Below are 19767 nucleotides of genomic sequence, written 5' to 3'. Positions count from 1 at the left end.
TCCGCCCTCTCCCCGCCGCCGCCCTGTACTGGTCCGCTTTGGTTGAGAGGGCGGATTCCGACGAATGAATGCATGCCCAGGGGGTTTGCCCTGGGGCGCAAAGGCTCTTCGGGCTAGCGGGTGGTCGAGGTGTATGGCAGGAGTGCCATTTCGCGGGCGTTCTTGATCGCGCGGGCGACCTGCTTCTGCTGCTGCACGGTCAGACCGGTGACCCGGCGGGAGCGGATCTTGCCGCGATCGGAGATGAACTTCCGCAACAGCGCGGTGTCCTTGTAGTCGACGTACTCGATGCCGTCGCGGATCAGGGGGTTCGGCTTCGGTTTGCGATTGCCGGCCGGCGGGATGCGTCGTGCCACGGTGGGACCTTTCCGGCGTACGTCGCCCGCGCCAGGCGTACGTCGTACCCGTTGCTGGTGTTGAAAGTCGTTTTCATCTAGCATCGGTGATCGTCATCCCTGAGGCAAGTCGAGGAGATCGCCGTGGCCGTTCCGAAGCGCAAGATGTCGCGTTCCAACACCCGCAAACGGCGGGCCCAGTGGAAGGCGACGCCGGTCGATCTGGTCCCGATCACGGTGGACGGTGAACAGCTCCGGGTGCCGCGTGCGCTGGTGCGCGCGTACCAGCGCGGCCTGATCTGAAGGTGGCGAACTTAGGCATTGGCACGGATGCGCCACTCCGTCAGGTACGCAAAGCCCTTTGGTGCTGAGATACCGTCGACTTTCATGGAGCGCAACCTCACAGCCGAACAGCTGGAACTCTTCGAGAAGGAGTTCGCGGCCCAGCCCTCGTACCGGGTGATGCAGAACGCCGTCACGCAGACGCCCGTCAACGAGATCGCCCTCGACCGCCGGATCGTCACCGGTCTCGACCATTCGGTGTCGAACCTGCTGGACGACTGGAAGGTCACCAACCAGAAGAAGAGCGGCCGCTGCTGGCTCTTCGCCGGACTGAACCTGCTGCGGACCGGCGCGGCGCAGAAGCTGGACGTCAAGGACTTCGAGTTCTCACAGAACTACCTGCTCTTCTGGGACAAGTTCGAACGTTCGAACTTCTTCCTGGAGGCGGCTCTGGAGACCTCCGACCGCGACGTCGACGACCGGACCGTGGCGCATCTGCTGTCCGACCCGATCGGCGACGGCGGCCAGTGGAACATGTTCATCGCGCTCGTGCACAAGCACGGCCTGGTGCCGAAGACCGCGATGCCGGAGACCGAGAGCTCGTCGAACACCAGTGCCATGAACGAAACCCTGCGCAAGGTGTTGCGTCAGGGCGCCCGCGACCTGCGCAAACTCGCCGGTGACGCCGAGGCGCAGCGGGCGCGCAAGCAGGAGGTGCTGACGGTCGTCCACCGGGTGCTGAGCATTCACCTGGGCACGCCGCCGCAGAAGTTCCTGTGGCAGTGGAAGGACAACGACAAGGGCTTCCACCGCGACGGCTGGATGACGCCGACCGAGTTCGCGAAGAAGTACGTGACGATTCCGCTGGAGGAGTACGTCTGCGTCGTGCACGACCCGCGTGAGTCGAGCCCGGCCGGCCGGACCTTCACCGTGGAGTACCTCGGCAACGTCATCGACGCGCCGCCGGTGGTCTACCTGAACGTCGAGATGGACCTGATCAAGCAGCTGGCGATGGACGCGATCGTCGGCGGCGAGCCGGTCTGGTTCGGCTGCGACGTCGGCAAGCAGATGTCGTCCGACCTTGGCTACTGGGACGCGGCGCTGTTCGACTACGAGGCCGTCTACGACACCAAGTTCGAGCTGGACAAGGCCGAGCGGCTGCTGCACCACGAGACCCTGATGACGCACGCGATGCTGTTCACCGGTGTCGACGTGGTCGACGGTGAGCCGCGCCGCTGGCGGGTCGAGAACAGCTGGGGTGACGAGAAGGCCGACAGCGGCTTCTGGACCATGAACGACTCGTGGTTCGGTGAGCACGTCTTCGAGATCGCCGTCCGTCGTTCGGCGCTGCCGGCCGAGCTGCAGGCGCGTCTCGGCGACGAGCCGATCGTGCTGCCGGCGTGGGACCCGATGGGTGCGCTCGCGGACTGACGTTGTTAGAGGCACCTTGGGCTGGGCCCAAGGTGCCTCTTCTCGTTGTCGGCTTTAGAGTGCTGCGCGGATCAGCGCGGTCGTCTCGGCCGGGCGTTCGAGGGCCGCGAGGTGGCCGGCCCAGGGCAGAGTGACCAGCTGGGCGTCCGGCAGAGCCTCGGCCAGGTACTTCGTGGTCCGGTGGAAGAACTCGAGGTCGTGCGCGCCGTCGTACACAGTGACGGGTACGGCGATCCGGTCAGGCTGTACGGCGTACTCCGCGTTCTTGATGTCGTCGCCGGCAGCGATCTGGATCTGGAACGCGTTCGCCTGCATCTCGGTCACGAGCGCCCGAGCCTCCTCGCCGGCTTCAGGGCCTAGCCAGGTCTGTACGTTCAGCGCAGTCGCTTGGGCGATGTCTCCAGCCTCAAGTAGCGCGTTCTCTTTGGTAGCGAAGGCTCTGAGGTCTTCTGTCGCGTCTACCTCGTCCAGAGGCGGCGAGAAGAGCACCAGCCGGTTGAACCGCTGCGGCTTATGGCTAGCGGCTTGTAGCGCCACGTTCGCCCCGTACGACGCTGCGACAGCTGTAACCGTGTCGAGGCCTAGGGCGTCCAGGACAGCCAGTACGTCGTCCGCGTCCGAGTACTCGGTACCGGGGGCTAGAGGCGTTTCGCCGTACCCGCGGAGGTCCAGCGTCACCACCAGGTGGTCCTTGGCCAGGTCGTCGCGCTGCGCGGCCCACATCCGTGAGTCGGCCACACCCGCGTGGATGAGCAGTAGAGCGGGTCCGGTGCCGTGGACCTCGTGGTGAATCGTCATACGCCTACCTCTTGGCAAATGGTCATGGTGGGAGCATGGCGGCCGCTTCGCGGGAGAGCAATTCGGTTTCGTCGCGCGGTATTGTTCTAGTACGATACGAACTATGTTGATCAAGGTGGACCTGACGGCCAAGGAACCACTGGCCGACCAGATCGCCGGCCAGATCCGGGCGGCGGTCGCGTCGGGCACGGTCAAGGGCGGCGACCGATTACCTCCGGCGCGCGAGCTGGCGTCGGGTCTCGGGGTCAACATGCACACCGTGCTGCGGGCGTATGCCGCGGTGCGCGACGAGGGCCTGATCGAGCTGCGCCGCGGCCGTGGCGCCACCGTCAGTCACAACGCCACCCCCGCGACCGGGCGGATGGCGGAGCTGGTGCGCGAACTGCTGGCGGAGGGCCGCCGGCTGGGAATGTCGGCCGAAGAAGTCGCCGACTTGTTGAGGAGGACGTCATGATTCGCAAGGTCCTGGCACTGCTGGTGATCGCCCTGCCGGTGATCGCGGTTGGCCTGGTTCTGCTCACGATGGATCTCCCGGACCCGATACCGAGCCACTGGAACAGCAGTGGCGAGGCCGACCGGACGATGAGCCGCACGGTTTTCGCCGTGCTCAACCTGGCCGTGACCGGCGGCGCCGCCCTAGCTGCGGCCGGATTCGCCCGGATCGAGTCGGCCCGGTGGAGCGTCACCGCCTGCGCCTTCGCGGCGTACCTGATGGGCTCCCTTGCCGTCCTCACCGCCTACATCGCCGGCGCTTTCGGTGGCCACAGTGGGACCGATCTGCCGTGGCTGGGTTTGGTCATCGCACTGGCGGTCGCCTTCGCTGGCCCAGCCATCGTCGCCCTCCTCTGGCCCACGCCACTCGTCGTTGGTGACGCGTCTGTGCCGGATGCGGAGCTGCCGCATCTCGACCTCGCGCCGGGTGAGCGGGCGGTCTATGTGACGGAGATCCGCTCGCGCGGGTTCGCCGCCTTGGCCGTCAGCTGCGCCGTCATCGGCCTGATCCTGGTCCTCGCGGTCGACGCCTTGATCGGCATCTGCGTCCTCGCCGTCACGGTGGCCGGCGCCGTGCTGCAACGAGCCACGCTCCGCGTCGACGCGAATGGCGTTCGCGTCGTCTTCGGCCCAGGCGTCCGCATCAACATCCCCCTCGCCGAAATCCGCCAGGCCAGTGTCGAGCAGATCCAGCCCATGCAATGGGGCGGCTGGGGCTACCGCGTAACCCCCGGCAAACGCGGCCTCATCCTCCGCGCCGGCCCAGGCCTAGTCCTAGACCTCACCAACGGCACCCGCTTCGCCATCACCCTGGACACCCCCGAACCCCCCGCCGCCCTCCTGAACACCCTCCTAACCCACTAACCCTCCCGCGCCGCCGCCGTCCCGCTCACCGGCCCCTTGTGACGCGACGCATTCCTGTTGATCGGTCCCTTGTGACCAGGCGTGTCGGCGTTCATCGGGCCCTTCTGACCAACGCGCAGGCCTACCCACTTGGCGTTCATTCGTCGGAATACGGCCGGTATCTAAGCCGTATCCTGAAGAACGAACGCCAACAACTGGTGGTCACAAGGGACCGATGAACGCCGACACGCCTGGTCACAAGGGTCCGATGAGCGGAAAAAGTGCGGCGTGTCTGTTGGGGAGGGGTCAGCGTGGGCGCGGTGTTCAACTTGGCTGAGCCGCCGTTGTTTCGGCGGTTGCGGGATGCTCGGCGTGTGCTGATCGCGGGGGCGGGCGGTGGGTTCGACGTCTACGCCGGTTTGCCGCTGGCGATCGCGCTCGATGGGCTCGGTAAAGAGGTCCACCTCGCCAACCACAGCTTCAGCGATCTGACCCACCTGGTCGACCCATCCGGCCCGAACGTCGCGCGGGTCGAGCCGGCCACCACTGGCAACGACGCCTACTTCCCGGAGCGGACGCTCGCCCGTTGGCTCGCCGGTACGCACTTGGCGCCGACGGTGTACGCCTTCCCACGCAGTGGCGTTCGGCCGCTGCGGGCCGCGTACCGCTGGTTGATCGCGGAACTGGATCTCGACGCGGTAATTCTGGTCGACGGTGGTACCGACATCCTGATGCGAGGCGACGAGGCCGGGCTCGGCACACCCGAAGAGGACATGGCCAGCCTCGCTGCGGTGGCGGGTATCGACGGCATCAACCGTTTGGTGGTCTGTCTCGGCTTCGGGATCGACGCGCACCATGGCGTTTCCCACGCGCAAGTTCTGGAGAATCTCGCCGACCTGGGGCAAAACGGCGCGTACCTCGGTGCGTTGTCGATCCCGTCCGACTCGGCCGAGGCTCGGGCCTATGTGGAGGCGGTCGAGCACGCTCAGCGGATGACGCCGTTGCGGCCGAGCATCGTGAACGGCCAGATCGCGGCCGCCCTTCGCGGTGAGTTCGGTGATGCCCAGTTCACCAGTCGCACGGGTGGGTCGGAGCTTTTCGTCAATCCGTTGATGAGCGTCTACTTCAGCGTGGATCTGCCGGGCCTGGCCAACCGATTGGGGTACCTCGACCGGATCGAGGAGACCGACCATCCGCAGGAGATCTCAAAGGTGATCGAGGCGTATCGCGAGCAGGTTCCGATCCGGCCCGGCCGAGCGTTGCCGCACTAAAGGCGGATGCCGGTGAGCCGGATTAGAGGCGGATGACGGTGAAGGGTTCGGCTAGGTGGGTGGTGGGGAGGCCGGCGGCTTGGGCGTTGGTGGTGAGCCAGGTGCGGATCGTGGTCTCGAGTTGGGCCGGGTCGGGGTGCTGGCTTTCGTGGCAGAGCAGGGCCGCGAGTTTGGCGTCGACGGTGTCGGTGACGTCGACGTAGTGGTTCTTCTCCGGGTGTTCCATCATCCAGAGTTCGTCGACGGTCCAGGCCTCCTCGGTCAGCTCCGGGTAGGCGAAAGGGTTGCCGGCGGCCGGGAAGAGCGCGCGCAGAGTGGCTTCGGCGGCGGCGAGGTGGTCGGGGTGCGAGGTGACCAGGCGGGACCAGTTGCGTTCGGGGGATTGGCCGAGCAGGCGTTGCGGGCGTACCTGGCGGATGACCTGGACGATGTCGCGGATCACCTCGTACGTCGGCTCGAGGCGGCCGTCGACGTACCCGAGAAAGCGGAGATCCCGTACGCCGACGTGGGCGGCCGCCGCGGTCTGCTCCGCACGGCGTACGTCGGGCATCTCGGCGCGATCGCGGTCCGGCTCGAAACCGCCTGCCTGCCCGTCGGTGACGATGCAGTAGGTCACCTCGATACCCGCGCGAGTCCAGTTCGCGATGGTGCCGGCGCCACCGAAATCGAGGTCGTCCGGGTGCGCGACGATCGCCAGCACCCGCTCGATTTCGGCGTCAGGACGGGGCTTCGCGATCGGAATCGTCATCCGTGCATTGTGGACGATACGGATCTTGTCGGTGGCACGGCCTAGGGTAGATACCGATGACCACGCTCTTCTCTCCAGACGAACTCCCGATCCCGCTCGAGACTCCGCCGGCGTTGCGCAAGGTGGGGCCCGAGGAGCTGCTGGACGGGCTCAACCCGCAGCAGCGGGCCGCTGTCGTGCACGCGGGTAAGCCGCTGCTGGTGGTGGCCGGTGCCGGCTCGGGCAAGACCAGGGTGCTGACCCGGCGGATCGCGTATCTGCTGGCCGCCCGGGATGCCCACCCGGGGTCGATCCTGGCGATCACGTTCACCAACAAGGCCGCGGCCGAGATGCGTGAGCGGGTGACCGAGCTGGTCGGCGGCCGGGCGAAGATGATGTGGGTCTCGACGTTCCACTCGTCGTGTGTGCGGATTCTGCGCCGCGATATCAAGCGATTCGGCATCAGTTCGACGTTCTCGATCTACGACGACACCGACTCCAAACGGCTGATGACGCTGGTCTGCCGCGATCTCGACCTGGACGTCAAACGCTATGCGCCGCGCGCCGTACTGAACTGGATCTCCACCCAGAAGAACGAGCTGATCGACTACGAGGCGGCCGCCGCGAAGGCGTCGAACCACCTCGAGGAGACGTACGCCGAGTGCTACAAGACGTACCAGGAGCGACTCGCCCAGGCGAACGCGCTGGACTTCGACGACTTGCTGATGACCACGGTCAACCTCTTTCAGGCCTTTCCCGAGGTCCGGGAGTACTACCGCCGCCGGTTCCGCCACGTGCTCGTCGACGAGTACCAGGACACGAACCACGCGCAGTACACGTTGATCCGTGAGCTCTGCGCCGACTTCGAGCCGGGCGCGAACGATGGCCCGATGGCGCCGCCGGCCGAGCTGATGGTGGTCGGCGACGCGGACCAGTCGATCTATGCCTTCCGGGGCGCGACGATCCGCAACATCCTCGCGTTCGAAGAGGATTTCACCAACGCCGAGACGATCCTGCTCGAGCAGAACTACCGCTCCACGCAGAACATCCTCACCGCGGCCAACGCTGTCATCAGCCGCAACGAGGGCCGCAAGGCGAAGAACCTCTGGTCCGACTCCGGCCCCGGCGAGCAGATCGCGGTGTACGTCGCGGACAACGAGCACGACGAGGCGCAGTTCGTCGCGGACGAAATCGACCGGCTCACCGACGCGGGTGATGCCAAACCGATGGACGTGGCCGTCTTCTACCGGACGAACGCGCAGTCCCGGGTTTTCGAAGAAGTCTTCATCCGCACCGGCCTGCCGTACAAGGTCGTCGGCGGCGTGCGCTTCTACGAGCGCAAGGAGGTCCGCGACGCGCTGGCCTACCTGCGCGTGCTGGTCAATCCCGAGGACACGGTCTCGCTCCGGCGCATCCTGAACGTGCCCAAACGCGGCATCGGCGATCGCGCCGAGGCGACGGTCGAGGCCCTCGCTCAGCGCGAGCGGATCTCGTTCTCGCAGGCGTTGCGCAAGGCCGAGGACGCGCCGGGAATCGCCAGTCGCTCACTCAACTCGATCACCTCGTTCCTCGAGATCCTGGACGAATTGCAGGCCATGGTCGACTCGGGCGCCCCGCCGGACGACATCCTGGACGTCGCGCTGCACCGCTCGGGCTATCACGACGAGCTGGAGAAATCGACGGACCCGCAGGACGAGACTCGCCTGGAGAACCTGGCCGAGTTCGTCGCGGTCGCGCGGGAGTTCGTCGAGGAGGCCGGCGCCGCGGGCGAACCGTCCGACCTGCAGGCGTTCCTGGAGCGGGTCGCGCTGGTCGCGGATGCCGACTCGATTCCGGACCAGGGCGATGACGGTGGCGTGGTCACGCTGATGACGCTGCATACGGCGAAGGGCCTCGAGTTCCCGGTGGTGTTCCTGACGGGGATGGAGGACGGCGTCTTCCCGCACTCCCGCTCGCTCAACGACATGAAGGAGCTGGAGGAGGAGCGCCGCCTGGCGTACGTCGGGATCACGCGGGCCCGGCAGCGGTTGCACCTGTCGCGGGCGGCGGTTCGCAGCGCGTACGGCGCTCCGCAGCACAACCCGCCATCGCGATTCCTGGACGAGATCCCGGCTGAGTTGCTCGACTGGCGCCGCGACGAGTCCGCGATCACCCGCTGGTCCGGCACCGGTACGTCGTCCGGTGGCTCGAGCGGTTTCACCAGCCGGTACGAGGCGCCGCGTCGTACGGGCGGAGTCGGCGACAAGCCCGTGCTCAGCCTCAAACCGGGCGATCGGGTCGTGCACGACAGCTTCGGGATGGGCAGTGTCGTGGTGGTCCGCGGCGAAGGGCAACAGGCCCAGGCCGATATCGACTTCGGCTCCGAAGGCGTGAAGCGTCTATTACTCCGTTACGCGCCGGTAGAGAAGATCTAGGCCAAGAATCACCCGCCAAACGTTGCGCGAAGTCTGGATATTGAGACAATCGGGGCTTCGAACCTCCGGACGAAGGTGTGCCGATGACACAGCAGCAACGGCGGATCATCCTGGCGGGGGCGAATCCGGGCCTCAGACTGTTCGACGCCGGCGGCCAAGTGGTCGCATTCGCCTCGATCTGGACGGTCGACTGGTCCATCCGCGGTGCCGGTACGGCGATCGTGCTTTGGTACGACGGCCGCGTCCGGGTCATCGCCGATGACGTCGACCTGGCCGCCTGGCTGGAGAGCTATTTCGTCCGGTCGTTCCTCGAGGTGCAAGGCCTGGTTTGGCCCGAACCGGTGATCGAACGCGACCTCGTCCAGGTCTCGATGAACCTGGCCGCCGGGTTGAGCGTCAAAGCCGCCGACGTACAGATCGAGATGTCCGGCGTGCTCGACCGGCGTACCTTTGCCACCGACAACTTCCTGCTCGACGGCGTCGACCACAGCCTCAGCCTGGTCATCGCCCCGGTGCGGGCCGCGCGGCTGACCCTCGGCGGCGAAACCATCCCCGGCAACGTCCAGGTCGACGGCACCCCCGAACGCCCCTCCTCCTCCGCCTTCCTCACCACCGCCGAAGTCTGGCGCCGCTAGTGTCCTGAGTCAGAAGTTCGCACCTCATCTCCGGCGCCCAGGCACGCACCTCGCTGCGTTGTCGTCGGGTCACAATCGAAAAAGATTGCTCCCCTCCTCCGCCTTGCGATGCACGCACCTGGACACCGGAGCTAAGGCACGAACTTCTGACTCAGGACACTAGGTTGGGCGTTGCGGAGGCGGATGGCGCTGAACTCCAGGGTGCTGGTGGTGACTGCGGACCAGAAGGCGTGGAGGTTGGGGAGGACGCGGAGTTGGATGCCGGCTTCCGCGTGCAGGGTGAAGAGGTCGGGGACTCGTTCGGGTGGTCCGAGCGGCAGTACCTCGGGCGCGGTGGAGACCACGGCGGCGTCGTACGGCGTGAAGGTTTCGGACGGCAGGCGGTAGGCGTACAGCTCGACGGTTCGCATGGCCTCGAGCCAGCCGTATTCGATCGCGTGAACGCGGGATTCGCCCGGCCCGATCAGCCGTAGGCGGTCTTGCTCAGAAGTCTGCGGTCCAACCCAGGCCATCGCGCGCGGGCATTGGCGGGGGAACCAGTAGTCGGGGGCGCGGTCGGAATCGACGGCCCACACGTAAGGCGTGGCAAGCGGCGTCGACCGGACGGCGACGACCTGCGGGCGGAATCGCGTGATACCCGGATCCTCGGAGAAGTGCAGGACTTCACCCGGACCAGGACGCATGCGCCGCAGTTTACAAAAGTGAGGGGATTACGGGTGCAGACCGTGGTCGCGGAGCCAGGGCATCGGGTTGATCGCAGTTTCACCGTCGGGTAGCACCTCGAAGTGCAGGTGCGGGCCGGTGCTGTTACCGCTGGAGCCGACCTCGCCGAGCTTGTCGCCGGCGTAGACCAGGTCCCCTACGGAGACCGAGAAGCTGTTCATGTGGCTGTACGACGTGACGGTGCCGTCGGTGTGCCGGACCTTGACCTGACGGCCATACGGACCGGAGAACTCGGCCTGGATGACCTCGCCCTTCATGACGGCGCCGATCCGGGTGCCCAGGTCGGCGGCGAAGTCGGTGCCGGTGTGGTTCCGGGCCCAGCGGGTGCCGCCCTGGCCGAAGGTGGCGGTGATGCGGTAGCCGGTCAGCATCATCTCGGCGCGAGTGGCGGACTGCAGCTTCAGCAGCTCGGCCTTCTCGGCGGCGGCCTTGGCCCGGGCGAGGGCGGTGGCGCGGACCTGGGTGACCTTGCGGTAGGCGTCCAGCTTGGCGGCGCGGGCCTTGGCGGTCCGGTCGGCGGCGGCCTGCTTCTTGACGGAGGCAGTCTGCGCGAGCTGGAGGCGGGACGAGTCCCTGGTGGCGAGTTGGCGACGCTCGATCCGGGCAGTGGTGACGGCGGAGAGCTCGGCCTTGCCCATGGTGGCGTTCAGCGCGGCGATGTTCACCGCGGAGTTCGCCTGGGTGGGTGAGGCGAGGGAGCTGTGGCTGAAACCCACTGCTCCGGCCGCGGCGGCGAGCGCTGCGGTCAAACCGACGATCTGGGAACTGGCTGGGGTGGTACGCCGGGCTACACGATGCTTTGCACTGTGAGGCGCTGGTGCGTTGGGTTTACGCGCAGCGTTGCCTGGCGTGACGCGATTTCTCGCGGCACGGTGCTGGGACACAACGTGGCCTTTCGGTCACAGGGGAGGGGCACTGTCCGCTCCCGGATTCCCGGGGGCTCAAGCACCATAACGGATGGGTCACGAGGCTACAAACCCCGTCCAGGAATATTTTCGTTTCCTTTGCGGTTCGCTGCTTGACCAGGCGTCCTAGGCGACGGCCCCGGTCTCGTCGAGGTGGGACAGCGCACCGGAGATCTGGTGCACGACCTCGCCGTCGAACGGGAGTGAGAGGTGACCCACTCCACTGATGCGCACATTACGCGCGGACAGGTCGGGATGGTCGATCCTCGCCCGGCGTTGCGGAACTATCAGCTGGTCTACATCGCTGTAGAAGGCCAGGAAGCGCGTTTTGCACCCTGGCGCGGGCTCCGCGAGCTCTGCCATCAGGTCGCTGTCCGGGCGTAATTGCTTCACCAAGGGCCACGGCAGCAGCCGGGCCGCCTGGGTGCCCTGGTGTGGCGTGCCAAGCGTGACGCAGGTGTGCACCCGCTCATCCCCGCCCAGTCGCTGCACGTAGTACCGGGCGATCAGGCCGCCGAGGCTGTGCCCGATCACGTGGATCCGCTCGTAGCCGGCCTCCGCGCACAGCGCCTCGATCTCGGCGCCCATCCGCTCGGCGGTACGACGTACGTCGAGGGTGAGCGGGGAGTACGAGAACGTGCGCAGCCGGCTGAAACCGCGACGGAGCAGATTGCGCCGCATCAGCGCGAAGACGGTGTGGTTGTCGATGATGCCGTGAGTCAGCACGATCGGGGTGGCGGCCGCCTCGACGTCGCCGATCAGCAGACCGCGTTGAGCCGGGGTCAGGCTGTCCAGGTTCAGCCGGTCGGCGCGATGCTCGGAATCGCGAACCAGGCCGAGTGGGTACATCGCCAGGTGGGTGGTCAACCAGCCGATCTCCACCGCGGCACCCTGGATGACCTTCGGCGACAAGGCCGAGCGAGCGCCGTACTTCAGTCCCTCGAGGGCCTCGCGGATACCGCTCCGGCTGGCCTCTTCCGGCTCTGCGGTCATGGGCGGCTCCTCACTTCATCGAACCCCCCGCGCGAACTGGTCCGATCTCTTTCGACGGTAACCGATTTCAGGGCCACGTGTGGGCGAACACACGCCTGTGTGTCTTATCTGCAACCGGCGGCTCGGATAGCCTGCGGCCAGGAGCCTTGGCGCAACGAAGCGCCTGTGCACTGGACTATGCGGAGGCCTGTCATGTCAGCCACCAGCCCGTTGCGGGTCGTCGTCGCCAAGCCTGGGCTCGACGGTCATGACCGGGGTGCGAAGGTGGTCGCCCGCGCCCTGCGTGACGCCGGGATGGAGGTCGTCTACACCGGCCTGCACCAGACCCCGGAGCAGATCGTGGAGACGGCCATCGCCGAGGACGCGGACGCGATCGGCCTGTCGGTGCTGTCCGGCGCGCACATGACCTTGTTCAAGAAGGTCCGGGAGCTGCTGATCGCCCGCGAGGCCGACGACATCGTGGTGTTCGGCGGCGGCATCATTCCCGAGGCCGATCTGGAGCCGCTGGCCGAGCTCGGCGTGCACAAGATCTTCACCCCCGGCGCGACCACGGTCGAGATCGTCGAGTGGGTCCGCGCGAACGTCGGTGACGCCTCGGCGGCCGAGCACGCTACCGGTAACGCGGGGTCAGCTCAGTCCAGCTGAGACCCGATGTCCTGAAAGTGACAGTTACCGGCGGGTAATACCGAATCGTTAAGCCCTTACCGGTTGTGCGGCGCGCCAAATAGCGATCGCATTACAGCCATGCGCTGTCCGTTCGCCGACCGCGAATTTTCCGGCAGGTGTGGCTTAGAGCACATCGCCCGAATCTCGGTTACTGTCCGGACATGGACTCGCAGCGGGGGACTGCGGGTACCTGCGCAAAGACAGTGTTGTCTTATCGGAAGAGGGCAGGTGCACGATGAGGTTTGAACGATCACAGTCCCGCAGGGCAGCCGTTGTCGCCATGAGCGTCAGCCTGGTGCTGCTCGCGTCAGCCTGTGGTGGCGGCGATGACGGTGGCGGCGGATCTGGCGACAGCACCGCGCTCGAAGGCCGTGGCCCGATCACCTTTGCCACTGGCAAGGACACCTCCGGAAACCTCAAGAGCCAGGTCGACGCGTGGAACGCGGCGCACGCGGACGAGAAGGTCGAGGTCAAGGAGCTGCCGGAGTCCGCGGACCAGCAGCGGGCCCTGATGATCCAGAGCGCGCAGAGCCAGTCCGACGCCTACAGCGTGCTCAACCTGGACGTGGTGTGGACCGCCGAGTTCGCCGCGAACCGCTGGGTCGTCGCGCTGCCCGAGGACAAGTTCCCGGACCTGGGCAAGTTGATCCCGGCAACGGTCGACACCGCCAAGTACCGCGACAAGCTGTACGGCGTACCGGTGACGTCCGATGGCGGTTTGCTCTACTACCGCAAGGATCTGCTCGACAAGGCGGGCGTGCAGCCGCCGAAGACCTGGACCGAGATGACCGCGGCCTGCCTGAAGGTGCAGGCGCTGCCGGAGTCCAAGGGCATGAGCTGCTACGCGGGCCAGTTCGAGAAGTACGAAGGCCTGACGGTGAACTTCTCCGAGGCCATCAACTCCGCGGGCGGTGTCGTCGTCGGTGAGGACGGCAAGCCCAACGTGGACACCCCGGAGGCACTTGCGGGCCTGACGCAACTGGTGAACGGCTTCAAGACGAAGGCCATCCCCAGCGCTGCGATCACCTACAAGGAAGAGGAAGGCCGTCGCGCCTTCCAGGAGGGCAAGCTGCTCTTCCACCGCAACTGGCCGTACGTCTACGCCCTCGCGGGTAAGACCGACGGGTCGTCGAAGATCAACGGCAAGTTCGCCGTTGCGCCGCTGCCGGGTAAGGACGGCCCGGGCGTCTCGACCCTGGGTGGTCACAACTACGCGATCAGCGCCTTCACCAAGAACAAGGCGACCGCTGCGGACTTCATCAACTTCATGGCCAGCGAAGAGCGTCAGAAGGCCAATGTCGAGAAGACTTCGCAGGCGCCGACCTGGGCCGCGCTGTACGACGATGCCGGGCTGCAGAAGCAGTTCCCGTACCTCGCCCCGCTGAAGGCCTCGATCGACACCGCGAAGTCGCGGCCGAAGGTGGTCAAGTACGGCGATGTCAGCACCGCCATTCAGGACGCGGCGTACAACGCGCTGACCTTGAAGACGGAGCCGAAACAGGCGCTGACGGATCTGCAGACCAAGTTGAGTTCGCTCATCACTCAGTGATCGATATGGCCGGGTCGGTGTACCGCGAACGTTGCGGGACACCGACCCGTCCTGTCCCCGCGCCGGCCCGGCCGGCGCCACGTTGGAGGCAGAGATGAGTGAAGCAAGTCCGGCCGAAACCCGGCCGGGGAAAACCCAGAGAGTTCGCCGCCACGACGAAGGAACGGGCCGCCTGGCGGCCGTCCTGCTGTCACCGACCTTGATCGTGCTCGCGCTCGTGGTCGTCTACCCGATCCTGTCGGCGCTGCGGGAATCGCTGTATACCAGCGGCCAGAGGGTGGACGAAGAGGGATTCATCGTCCAGGGGTCAGAGTTCGTCGGCCTCGACAACTACACCGCGATCTTCTCCGGTGAGGTCGGGGACCGATTCTGGAACGCGTTCTACAACACCACCTTCTTCACCGTCACCTGCGTGACCCTCGAGACGATTCTCGGTGTCGCGATGGCGCTGGTGATGCACAAGGCGTTCAAGGGCCGCGGCATCGTCCGGGCCAGCATCCTGGTGCCGTGGGCCATCCCGACCGTGGTCTCGGCGCTGCTCTGGAAGTGGATCTTCCAGGCCGACGGCGCCGCGAACGCGCTGATCGGCGCCGAGATCCTGTGGTCGACCGAGGGTTGGCAGTCGGTGCTGTCGGTCATCATCGCCGACACCTGGAAGACGGCCCCGTTCATCGGACTGCTGGTGCTGGCCGGTCTACAGACCATCCCGGAGGAGATCTACGAGGCGGCCAAGGTGGATGGCGCGAGCCCCTGGCAGCAGTTCGTCCGGATCACCCTGCCGCTGGTCAAGCCCGCGCTGCTGGTCGCCGTACTGTTCCGCATGCTCGACACGTTGCGGATCTTCGACCTGCCGTTCGTGCTGGTCGGCCCCGGCAAGGAATCGGTCGAGACACTGTCGATCCTGGCCTTCCTGGAAGCCAGGGAGACCAGATACGGGCCGGCGGCCGCCTACGCGACGATCTTGTTCCTGTACGTCGCCGTGGTGGCCTTCATGTTCGTCAAGCTGCTGGGTGCCGACGTCATCGGCGAGAAGTCGGGCAAGCCGAGTAAGCCGGTCAAGGGCAAACGAGGCCGGGGCAAGTCGGTGGATAGGCCGACCGATTCGGCCGCGGTCGGCGTGGGGAGTGCTGTCTCATGAGCAAGATGTCCGCTGAAACCAGTGCCTGGCGCCGGTATCTACCGCTGATCGGTGTCGGGCTCATCGTCATCTATTGTTTGCTGCCGTTCTATTGGATGGTGGTATCGGCCTTCCGCCGGCCCAACGATCAGTTCGACAACTCGATCATCCCGGCACCCTTCTCGATCGAGAACATCAAGGACGTCTTCGATCCGAACAACGGGTTCGGCCGGTCGTTGCTGAACAGCCTGATCGTCGCCGGTACGACGACCATCCTCACGTTGATCGTCGGCCTGGTAGCGGCGTACACGCTGGCGCGGCTGGAGTTCCGGTTCAAGAACGTGATGCTCGGGATCATCATCACCACCTCGATGTTCCCCGGTATCTCGCTGGTGATCCCGCTGCTGAAGTTGTTCGTCGACATCAAGTGGATCAACACGTACCAGGCGATGATCGTGCCCAGCCTGTCGTTCGCCCTGCCACTGGCGATCTGGACCCTGACGACGTTCTTCCGTCAGATGCCCAGAGAGCTCGAGCAGGCGGCGATGGTCGACGGTTGTACGCCCGCGCAGGCCTTCCGCAAGGTCATCCTGCCGCTGGCCGCACCAGGTGTGTTCACGACGGCGATCATCACCTTCATCGCAGCCTGGAACGAGTTCCTGATCGCGGTCAGCATGATCGACAAGAAGGAGATCCAGACCGCGAACGTGGTGATCCAGCAGTTCACCGGCACCTCCGGTCGGGATCAGCCGTTCGGCAGTCAGATGGCGGCGGGCGTCATCGTCACCGTCCCGCTGCTGATCGCGGTGCTGATCTTCCAGCGCCGCATCGTCGCCGGCCTGACCGCTGGTGGCGTCAAGTAGTAGTCGCTTCGAAGGCGCGCCCCTGCAGCTTCCTGCAGGGGCGCGCCTGTTCGTTGCCCGGGGCAACTGCAAGTAGCTGCAACCGGTCTTGTCCGGTACGGCGCCGGTGGCGAGGGTGGCTGCGATATCGCCTAGCAATCGAGGAGTGCGCATGCGCATCATCGCCGGACTCACCTGCCTCGCCGGAGCGGCCGTGCTGGCCGCCGTACCGTCCGCCGCCTTCGCCGACGGCGGCGGCGACGTGGAATTCGCCCCCCAGGCCGCACCGCCTGGTACCTGCACGATCACGGCCACCGCCACCGCGGGCGCCGCGAGTTACCGGTGGGCCAGTACGGTCGACTGCTCGGGCGCCCGCCAGGTCGTCCACGACCTCACCCAGCAGCAACAGGTCTCGACCGGCTGGCAGTCGATCGGCACCCGCCGCGCAACCTACGGAACCCTCACCGGTACTCGCACTGCCACCGGGGTCACCACCGTCACGTGCGGTACGTACCGGCTCCACGGCAGAGTCACCTGGGTCGACCCCACCGGCGCGCCCCGGAGCGCCCAGGCCACCAGCCTGCCCGTGACCGCTGGCTGCTGATCCTCGCGGCTCCAGTCCTTTCTGGTCTGGTCCCTTCGGCTCTGGCCACGGCCGGGAAGGACCACTAACTTCGGCCCATGGACCTGGAGCTGCGGCATCTGCGGATCGTCGTCGCCATCGCCGAGGCGGGCAGTATCACCAAGGCCTCGGCGGTGCTCGGGCTGGCGCAACCCGCGCTGACGGCGCAGCTCCGGCGGATCGAGCGGATCCTCGGCGGTCCGTTGTTCGACCGGGATCGTCGCGGGGTGCGGGCCTCGCCACTTGGCGAGTTGGTGATCGCCCGCGCCCGCATGCTGCTGCCGGCCGTCTCGGATCTGCGTGCCGAGGCGGCCCGGCTGGCGAACGACACCCGTACGAGCAAGATGCCGGCCAGGTTGCGGCTCGGCTCGGCGTCGGGATCCCTGCTGGGCGGCCTGATCCACCAGCTGGCGGAGCATTGCCCGGAGCTCGAGGTGACCACGCACGTCTCCTGGTCAGCCGAAGAGCTCGCGGGATTGGTTGCTGAGGGCAACCTCGACTACATCCTCGTCGGCGTCTGCGGTGACGCCCGTCCGCCGATCACTCCCGGGCTGCGCTGGCACGAGGTGGCCGACGATCCGGTCTTTGTGCTGCTTAACACCGACCACCCGCGGGCGGCCGCCAAGGCCGTCGAGCTGGCCGAGCTCGCGACTGCGCGATGGGCCGCCACTCCCGGGGATGGCTGCTTCTCCGACTGTTTCGCGGCCGCTTGCAGCCGGGCGGGTTTCGCGCCGCGCACGCTGCACGAGACCGACGTCGTGACTTGCCTGGATCTCGTCGAGACCGAGGACGCCGTGGTGCTCTGCCAGGCGATGTTCCGCCCGCGGCCGGGCATCGTGGCCGTGCCGATCGCGGGTACGCCCTTGCACTGGCGGACGGTCGCGGGCTGGCATCCGGGCGGGCTGGACCCGGCGTTCGCGATGACGCTGCACGAGTTCGCCACCGCGTCGTACCTCGATGTGGTGGCCCGCAGCCCGCGGTATTCCGCCTGGCTGGCGGAGCATCCCGGGATGATATGACCCGTTTGTGATCTGCCGTCGTACCCGGGACGCGTGGCAGCGTGGCGGTCCGCCCACGCTGTAAGGCGAAAGCCCATGCCCCGACCACTCCCGGCGTTGCTGGGTGCGGCGCTGATCACTGCCACTGCGGTGATCGCGCTCGCCCCGCAAGCGTCGTCCGTCCAGGTCAAGGAACCGGACGGCGCGATGCTGACCGCCCTGCAACGCGACCTCCGGCTCACCCCCGACCAGGCGCAGGACCGCCTCATCCGCGAGGACGAAGCAGCCCGGGTCGACCGCGCCTTACGCAAGCGAGTCCCCGCCGCGCTCGGCGGCACTTGGTACGACGCACGCTCCGGCCGTCTGATCGCGGGTATCACCGCCGACGGACAACGGGCGCGAGTCGTCGCGGCAGGGGCCGAACCTCGCCGCGTCGCGTACACCGAAGCCCGACTCGATGCCTGGAAGGCGCGACTCGACGCCCGGCAGGCGCCTGCCGGTATCCCTGGCTGGTACGTCGACCTCCCGTCGAACCGGCTCGTCGTCAGTGCCCGGTCTACCGCGATCGGCCGCGCGTTCGTGGCGAGCAGCGGCGTACCGGCCAACGTCGTACGGGTCGTCGTATCGAACGAGTCGCCGCGGGCCATGATCGACGTGGTCGGCGGCAACGCGTACTACATCGGCAGCGGCACGCGCTGTTCCGTCGGCTTCTCCGTCAACGGTGGTTTCGTGACGGCAGGCCATTGCGGTCGGCAAGGCGCCACGACGAGCCAGCCGAGCGGGCAGTTCCGCGGCTCGAGCTTCCCGGGCAACGACTACGCGTGGGTCGGCGTCGGCGCGGGCAACACGATGATCGGCGCGGTCAACAACTACGCGGGCGGCCGGGTGGCGGTCGGTGGTTCGCAGGACGCGCCCGTCGGGTCGTCGATCTGCCGCTCGGGCTCGACCACCGGCTGGCGCTGCGGCACGATCCAGGCCCGCAACGCCACGGTCACCTACCCCGAAGGCACCATCACCGGCCTGATCCGCACCAACGCCTGCGCCGAACCAGGCGACTCGGGCGGCTCGGCCATCTCGGGCAACCAGGCACAAGGCGTCACGTCCGGCGGTTCCGGCAACTGCAGCAGCGGCGGGACGACGTTCTTCCAACCGGTCAACGAAATCCTGCAGGCCTACGGACTCACCCTGGTCACCTCAGGCGGCGGCGACCTGACCCCTCCGCCGACCACCTGCACTGGTCTCCCCAACAACTACTCGGGCTCCCTGTCCGGTGGTGGCGTCGCGTACCAGCCCAACGGCAGCTACTACACGTCTAACGCCTCAGGAACCCACAAGGGCTGCCTGGACGGTCCAGCCGGCACAGACTTCGACCTCTACCTCCAGAAGTGGAACGGCTCGTCCTGGGCTTCCGTAGCCTCCGGCACCACAGAGGCCCCCGACGAGACTGTCACCTACAACGGCACCGCCGGCTACTACCGCTGGCAAGTCCACGCCTACAGCGGCTCCGGCTCCTACCGCCTAGGCACCTCCACCCCGTAACTGCGTGCTGCTCCCACGCAGACCCGGCTGCAGCGGGCAGGCGCGCCCCCGAGCGCCCACCCGCTGCAGCCGTTCGTTGTTTAACATCCCAACGTGACCACGACCCTGCACATCAAGTTGGCCCAAGATGGCTCCGGCTGGCCGCCCTACGACAGCGAGGAAGTCGCCGTGGAGAAGGTCGGTGAGGACGAGTACCGCCTACTCACACCGCCGATGTTCGCCAAGGGCCTGGCGGTCGGCGACGTCGTACATGCCCACGAGTACGGCGATCCGCCCGTTCCGTGGATCGCGTCGCTCGTGAGCTCTTCGGGCCATTCGACGATCCGCGTCATCACCAGACTCGGCTTCGACGAAGAGGCAACCGTGGCGCGCCTGACCGCGGCCGGCCTGGCCCTGAAGCCCACCACCCTCCTCGGCCTCCACCTAGCCGACCTTCCTGCCGAGCGCCAGTACGGACCAATCCTGGCCGAGCTCGCGACCTTGGCCGACGCAGGCCAGATCGATTTCGAAGAAGCCGCCCTCTCGCCGTCGCACGCCGAGGCTCTTTAGGGCCCCTGGCGGGAGATTGATGTCGTAAAGCCGCCA

The 19767-nt window shown here is 66.8% G+C and carries 21 protein-coding genes; 15 read left to right on the top strand and 6 right to left on the bottom strand.

Features of this window, described 5'->3' with window-relative positions; translation table 11 throughout:
• Positions 1 to 113 precede the first annotated feature (113 nt).
• Positions 114 to 344 carry a 30S ribosomal protein S18 gene (gene rpsR / locus OG394_RS19295; protein ID WP_328996848.1) on the bottom strand — a complete coding sequence of 77 codons (231 nt, stop codon included), beginning with the start codon at positions 342 to 344 and terminating at the stop codon, positions 114 to 116.
• Between the two features lie 135 nt (positions 345 to 479).
• Between rpsR and rpmF the strand changes: the two genes are divergently transcribed.
• Together rpmF and OG394_RS19285 are read left to right on the top strand one after the other, a co-directional pair.
• Positions 480 to 638 carry a 50S ribosomal protein L32 gene (rpmF, locus tag OG394_RS19290; protein ID WP_328988364.1) on the top strand — a complete coding sequence of 53 codons (159 nt, stop codon included), beginning with the start codon at positions 480 to 482 and terminating at the stop codon, positions 636 to 638.
• Positions 639 to 722: 84 nt separating this feature from the next.
• Positions 723 to 2048 (top strand): aminopeptidase C, encoded by a 1326-nt coding sequence (locus OG394_RS19285; RefSeq protein WP_328988363.1) that lies wholly within the window; start codon positions 723 to 725, stop codon positions 2046 to 2048.
• A gap of 54 nt (positions 2049 to 2102) precedes the next feature.
• Here the strand turns inward: OG394_RS19285 and OG394_RS19280 are convergent, their stop codons facing one another.
• Positions 2103 to 2846 carry an alpha/beta fold hydrolase gene (locus OG394_RS19280; RefSeq protein WP_328988362.1) on the bottom strand — a complete coding sequence of 248 codons (744 nt, stop codon included), beginning with the start codon at positions 2844 to 2846 and terminating at the stop codon, positions 2103 to 2105.
• Positions 2847 to 2949: 103 nt separating this feature from the next.
• Here OG394_RS19280 and OG394_RS19275 point away from each other — a divergent pair, with 103 nt between their 5' ends.
• From OG394_RS19275 to OG394_RS19265, 3 genes are all read left to right on the top strand, one after another.
• Positions 2950 to 3300: a GntR family transcriptional regulator gene (locus OG394_RS19275; protein ID WP_328988361.1), complete on the top strand. Its 351-nt coding sequence runs from the start codon at positions 2950 to 2952 to the stop codon at positions 3298 to 3300.
• A complete protein-coding gene (locus OG394_RS19270) occupies positions 3297 to 4202 on the top strand; it encodes a DUF1648 domain-containing protein (protein WP_328988360.1) in 906 nt (301 codons plus the stop codon). The genes OG394_RS19275 and OG394_RS19270 overlap by 4 nt, the downstream gene beginning before the upstream one ends.
• Before the next feature lie 299 nt (positions 4203 to 4501).
• On the top strand, positions 4502 to 5452 hold the full coding sequence (locus OG394_RS19265) for a DUF1152 domain-containing protein (RefSeq protein WP_328988359.1): 951 nt from the start codon (positions 4502 to 4504) through the stop codon (positions 5450 to 5452).
• 22 nt (positions 5453 to 5474) lie between these two features.
• Here OG394_RS19265 and OG394_RS19260 read toward each other — a convergent pair whose 3' ends face one another.
• Entirely contained in the window at positions 5475 to 6200 is a 726-nt protein-coding gene (locus tag OG394_RS19260) for a PIG-L deacetylase family protein (RefSeq protein WP_328988358.1), read from the bottom strand.
• Positions 6201 to 6256: 56 nt separating this feature from the next.
• Between OG394_RS19260 and pcrA the strand changes: the two genes are divergently transcribed.
• The gene (gene pcrA, locus OG394_RS19255) at positions 6257 to 8593 is read left to right on the top strand and encodes a DNA helicase PcrA (protein ID WP_328996786.1); all 2337 of its coding nucleotides are present in this window, start codon (positions 6257 to 6259) and stop codon (positions 8591 to 8593) included.
• Between the two features lie 83 nt (positions 8594 to 8676).
• Positions 8677 to 9228, top strand: coding sequence for a hypothetical protein (locus OG394_RS19250; RefSeq protein ID WP_328996785.1), 552 nt, complete (start codon positions 8677 to 8679; stop codon positions 9226 to 9228).
• 131 nt (positions 9229 to 9359) lie between these two features.
• On the opposite strand, the gene OG394_RS19245 is transcribed toward OG394_RS19250, so the two are convergent.
• The 3 genes from OG394_RS19245 to OG394_RS19235 all read right to left on the bottom strand — a co-directional run bounded on the left by OG394_RS19245 (position 9360) and on the right by OG394_RS19235 (position 11849).
• The gene (locus OG394_RS19245; protein WP_328996784.1) at positions 9360 to 9911 is read right to left on the bottom strand and encodes a DUF6886 family protein; all 552 of its coding nucleotides are present in this window, start codon (positions 9909 to 9911) and stop codon (positions 9360 to 9362) included.
• A 27-nt stretch (positions 9912 to 9938) separates the two neighbouring features.
• Positions 9939 to 10700 (bottom strand): M23 family metallopeptidase, encoded by a 762-nt coding sequence (locus tag OG394_RS19240; RefSeq protein WP_328996783.1) that lies wholly within the window; start codon positions 10698 to 10700, stop codon positions 9939 to 9941.
• A gap of 282 nt (positions 10701 to 10982) precedes the next feature.
• The gene (locus OG394_RS19235; RefSeq protein WP_328996782.1) at positions 10983 to 11849 is read right to left on the bottom strand and encodes an esterase/lipase family protein; all 867 of its coding nucleotides are present in this window, start codon (positions 11847 to 11849) and stop codon (positions 10983 to 10985) included.
• Between the two features lie 192 nt (positions 11850 to 12041).
• On the opposite strand from OG394_RS19235, the gene OG394_RS19230 reads away from it, so the two are divergent.
• The 8 genes from OG394_RS19230 (at position 12042) to OG394_RS19195 (ending at position 19731) form a co-directional block, all read left to right on the top strand.
• Positions 12042 to 12494, top strand: coding sequence for a cobalamin B12-binding domain-containing protein (locus OG394_RS19230; RefSeq protein ID WP_328996781.1), 453 nt, complete (start codon positions 12042 to 12044; stop codon positions 12492 to 12494).
• A 301-nt stretch (positions 12495 to 12795) separates the two neighbouring features.
• Complete coding sequence (locus OG394_RS19225; RefSeq protein WP_328996780.1) at positions 12796 to 14064, top strand: ABC transporter substrate-binding protein; 1269 nt, start codon at positions 12796 to 12798, stop codon at positions 14062 to 14064.
• Positions 14065 to 14158: 94 nt separating this feature from the next.
• The gene (locus tag OG394_RS19220) at positions 14159 to 15202 is read left to right on the top strand and encodes a carbohydrate ABC transporter permease (protein ID WP_328996779.1); all 1044 of its coding nucleotides are present in this window, start codon (positions 14159 to 14161) and stop codon (positions 15200 to 15202) included.
• Positions 15199 to 16044: a carbohydrate ABC transporter permease gene (locus OG394_RS19215; RefSeq protein ID WP_328996778.1), complete on the top strand. Its 846-nt coding sequence runs from the start codon at positions 15199 to 15201 to the stop codon at positions 16042 to 16044. Before OG394_RS19220 ends, OG394_RS19215 begins: the two co-directional genes overlap by 4 nt.
• Positions 16045 to 16195: 151 nt before the next feature.
• A complete protein-coding gene (locus OG394_RS19210) occupies positions 16196 to 16627 on the top strand; it encodes a hypothetical protein (RefSeq protein ID WP_328996777.1) in 432 nt (143 codons plus the stop codon).
• Positions 16628 to 16704: 77 nt separating this feature from the next.
• Positions 16705 to 17664, top strand: coding sequence for a LysR family transcriptional regulator (locus tag OG394_RS19205; RefSeq protein WP_328996776.1), 960 nt, complete (start codon positions 16705 to 16707; stop codon positions 17662 to 17664).
• A 75-nt stretch (positions 17665 to 17739) separates the two neighbouring features.
• Complete coding sequence (locus OG394_RS19200) at positions 17740 to 19182, top strand: S1 family peptidase (RefSeq protein WP_328996775.1); 1443 nt, start codon at positions 17740 to 17742, stop codon at positions 19180 to 19182.
• 93 nt (positions 19183 to 19275) lie between these two features.
• Positions 19276 to 19731, top strand: coding sequence for a DUF4265 domain-containing protein (locus OG394_RS19195; protein ID WP_328996774.1), 456 nt, complete (start codon positions 19276 to 19278; stop codon positions 19729 to 19731).
• The last annotated feature ends 36 nt before the right edge of the window (positions 19732 to 19767 follow it).

The sequence above is a fragment of the Kribbella sp. NBC_01245 genome (genome assembly GCF_036226525.1).
Taxonomy (GTDB): Bacteria; Actinomycetota; Actinomycetes; order Propionibacteriales; family Kribbellaceae; genus Kribbella.
This window is presented reverse-complemented; position numbering and strand designations above follow the sequence as displayed.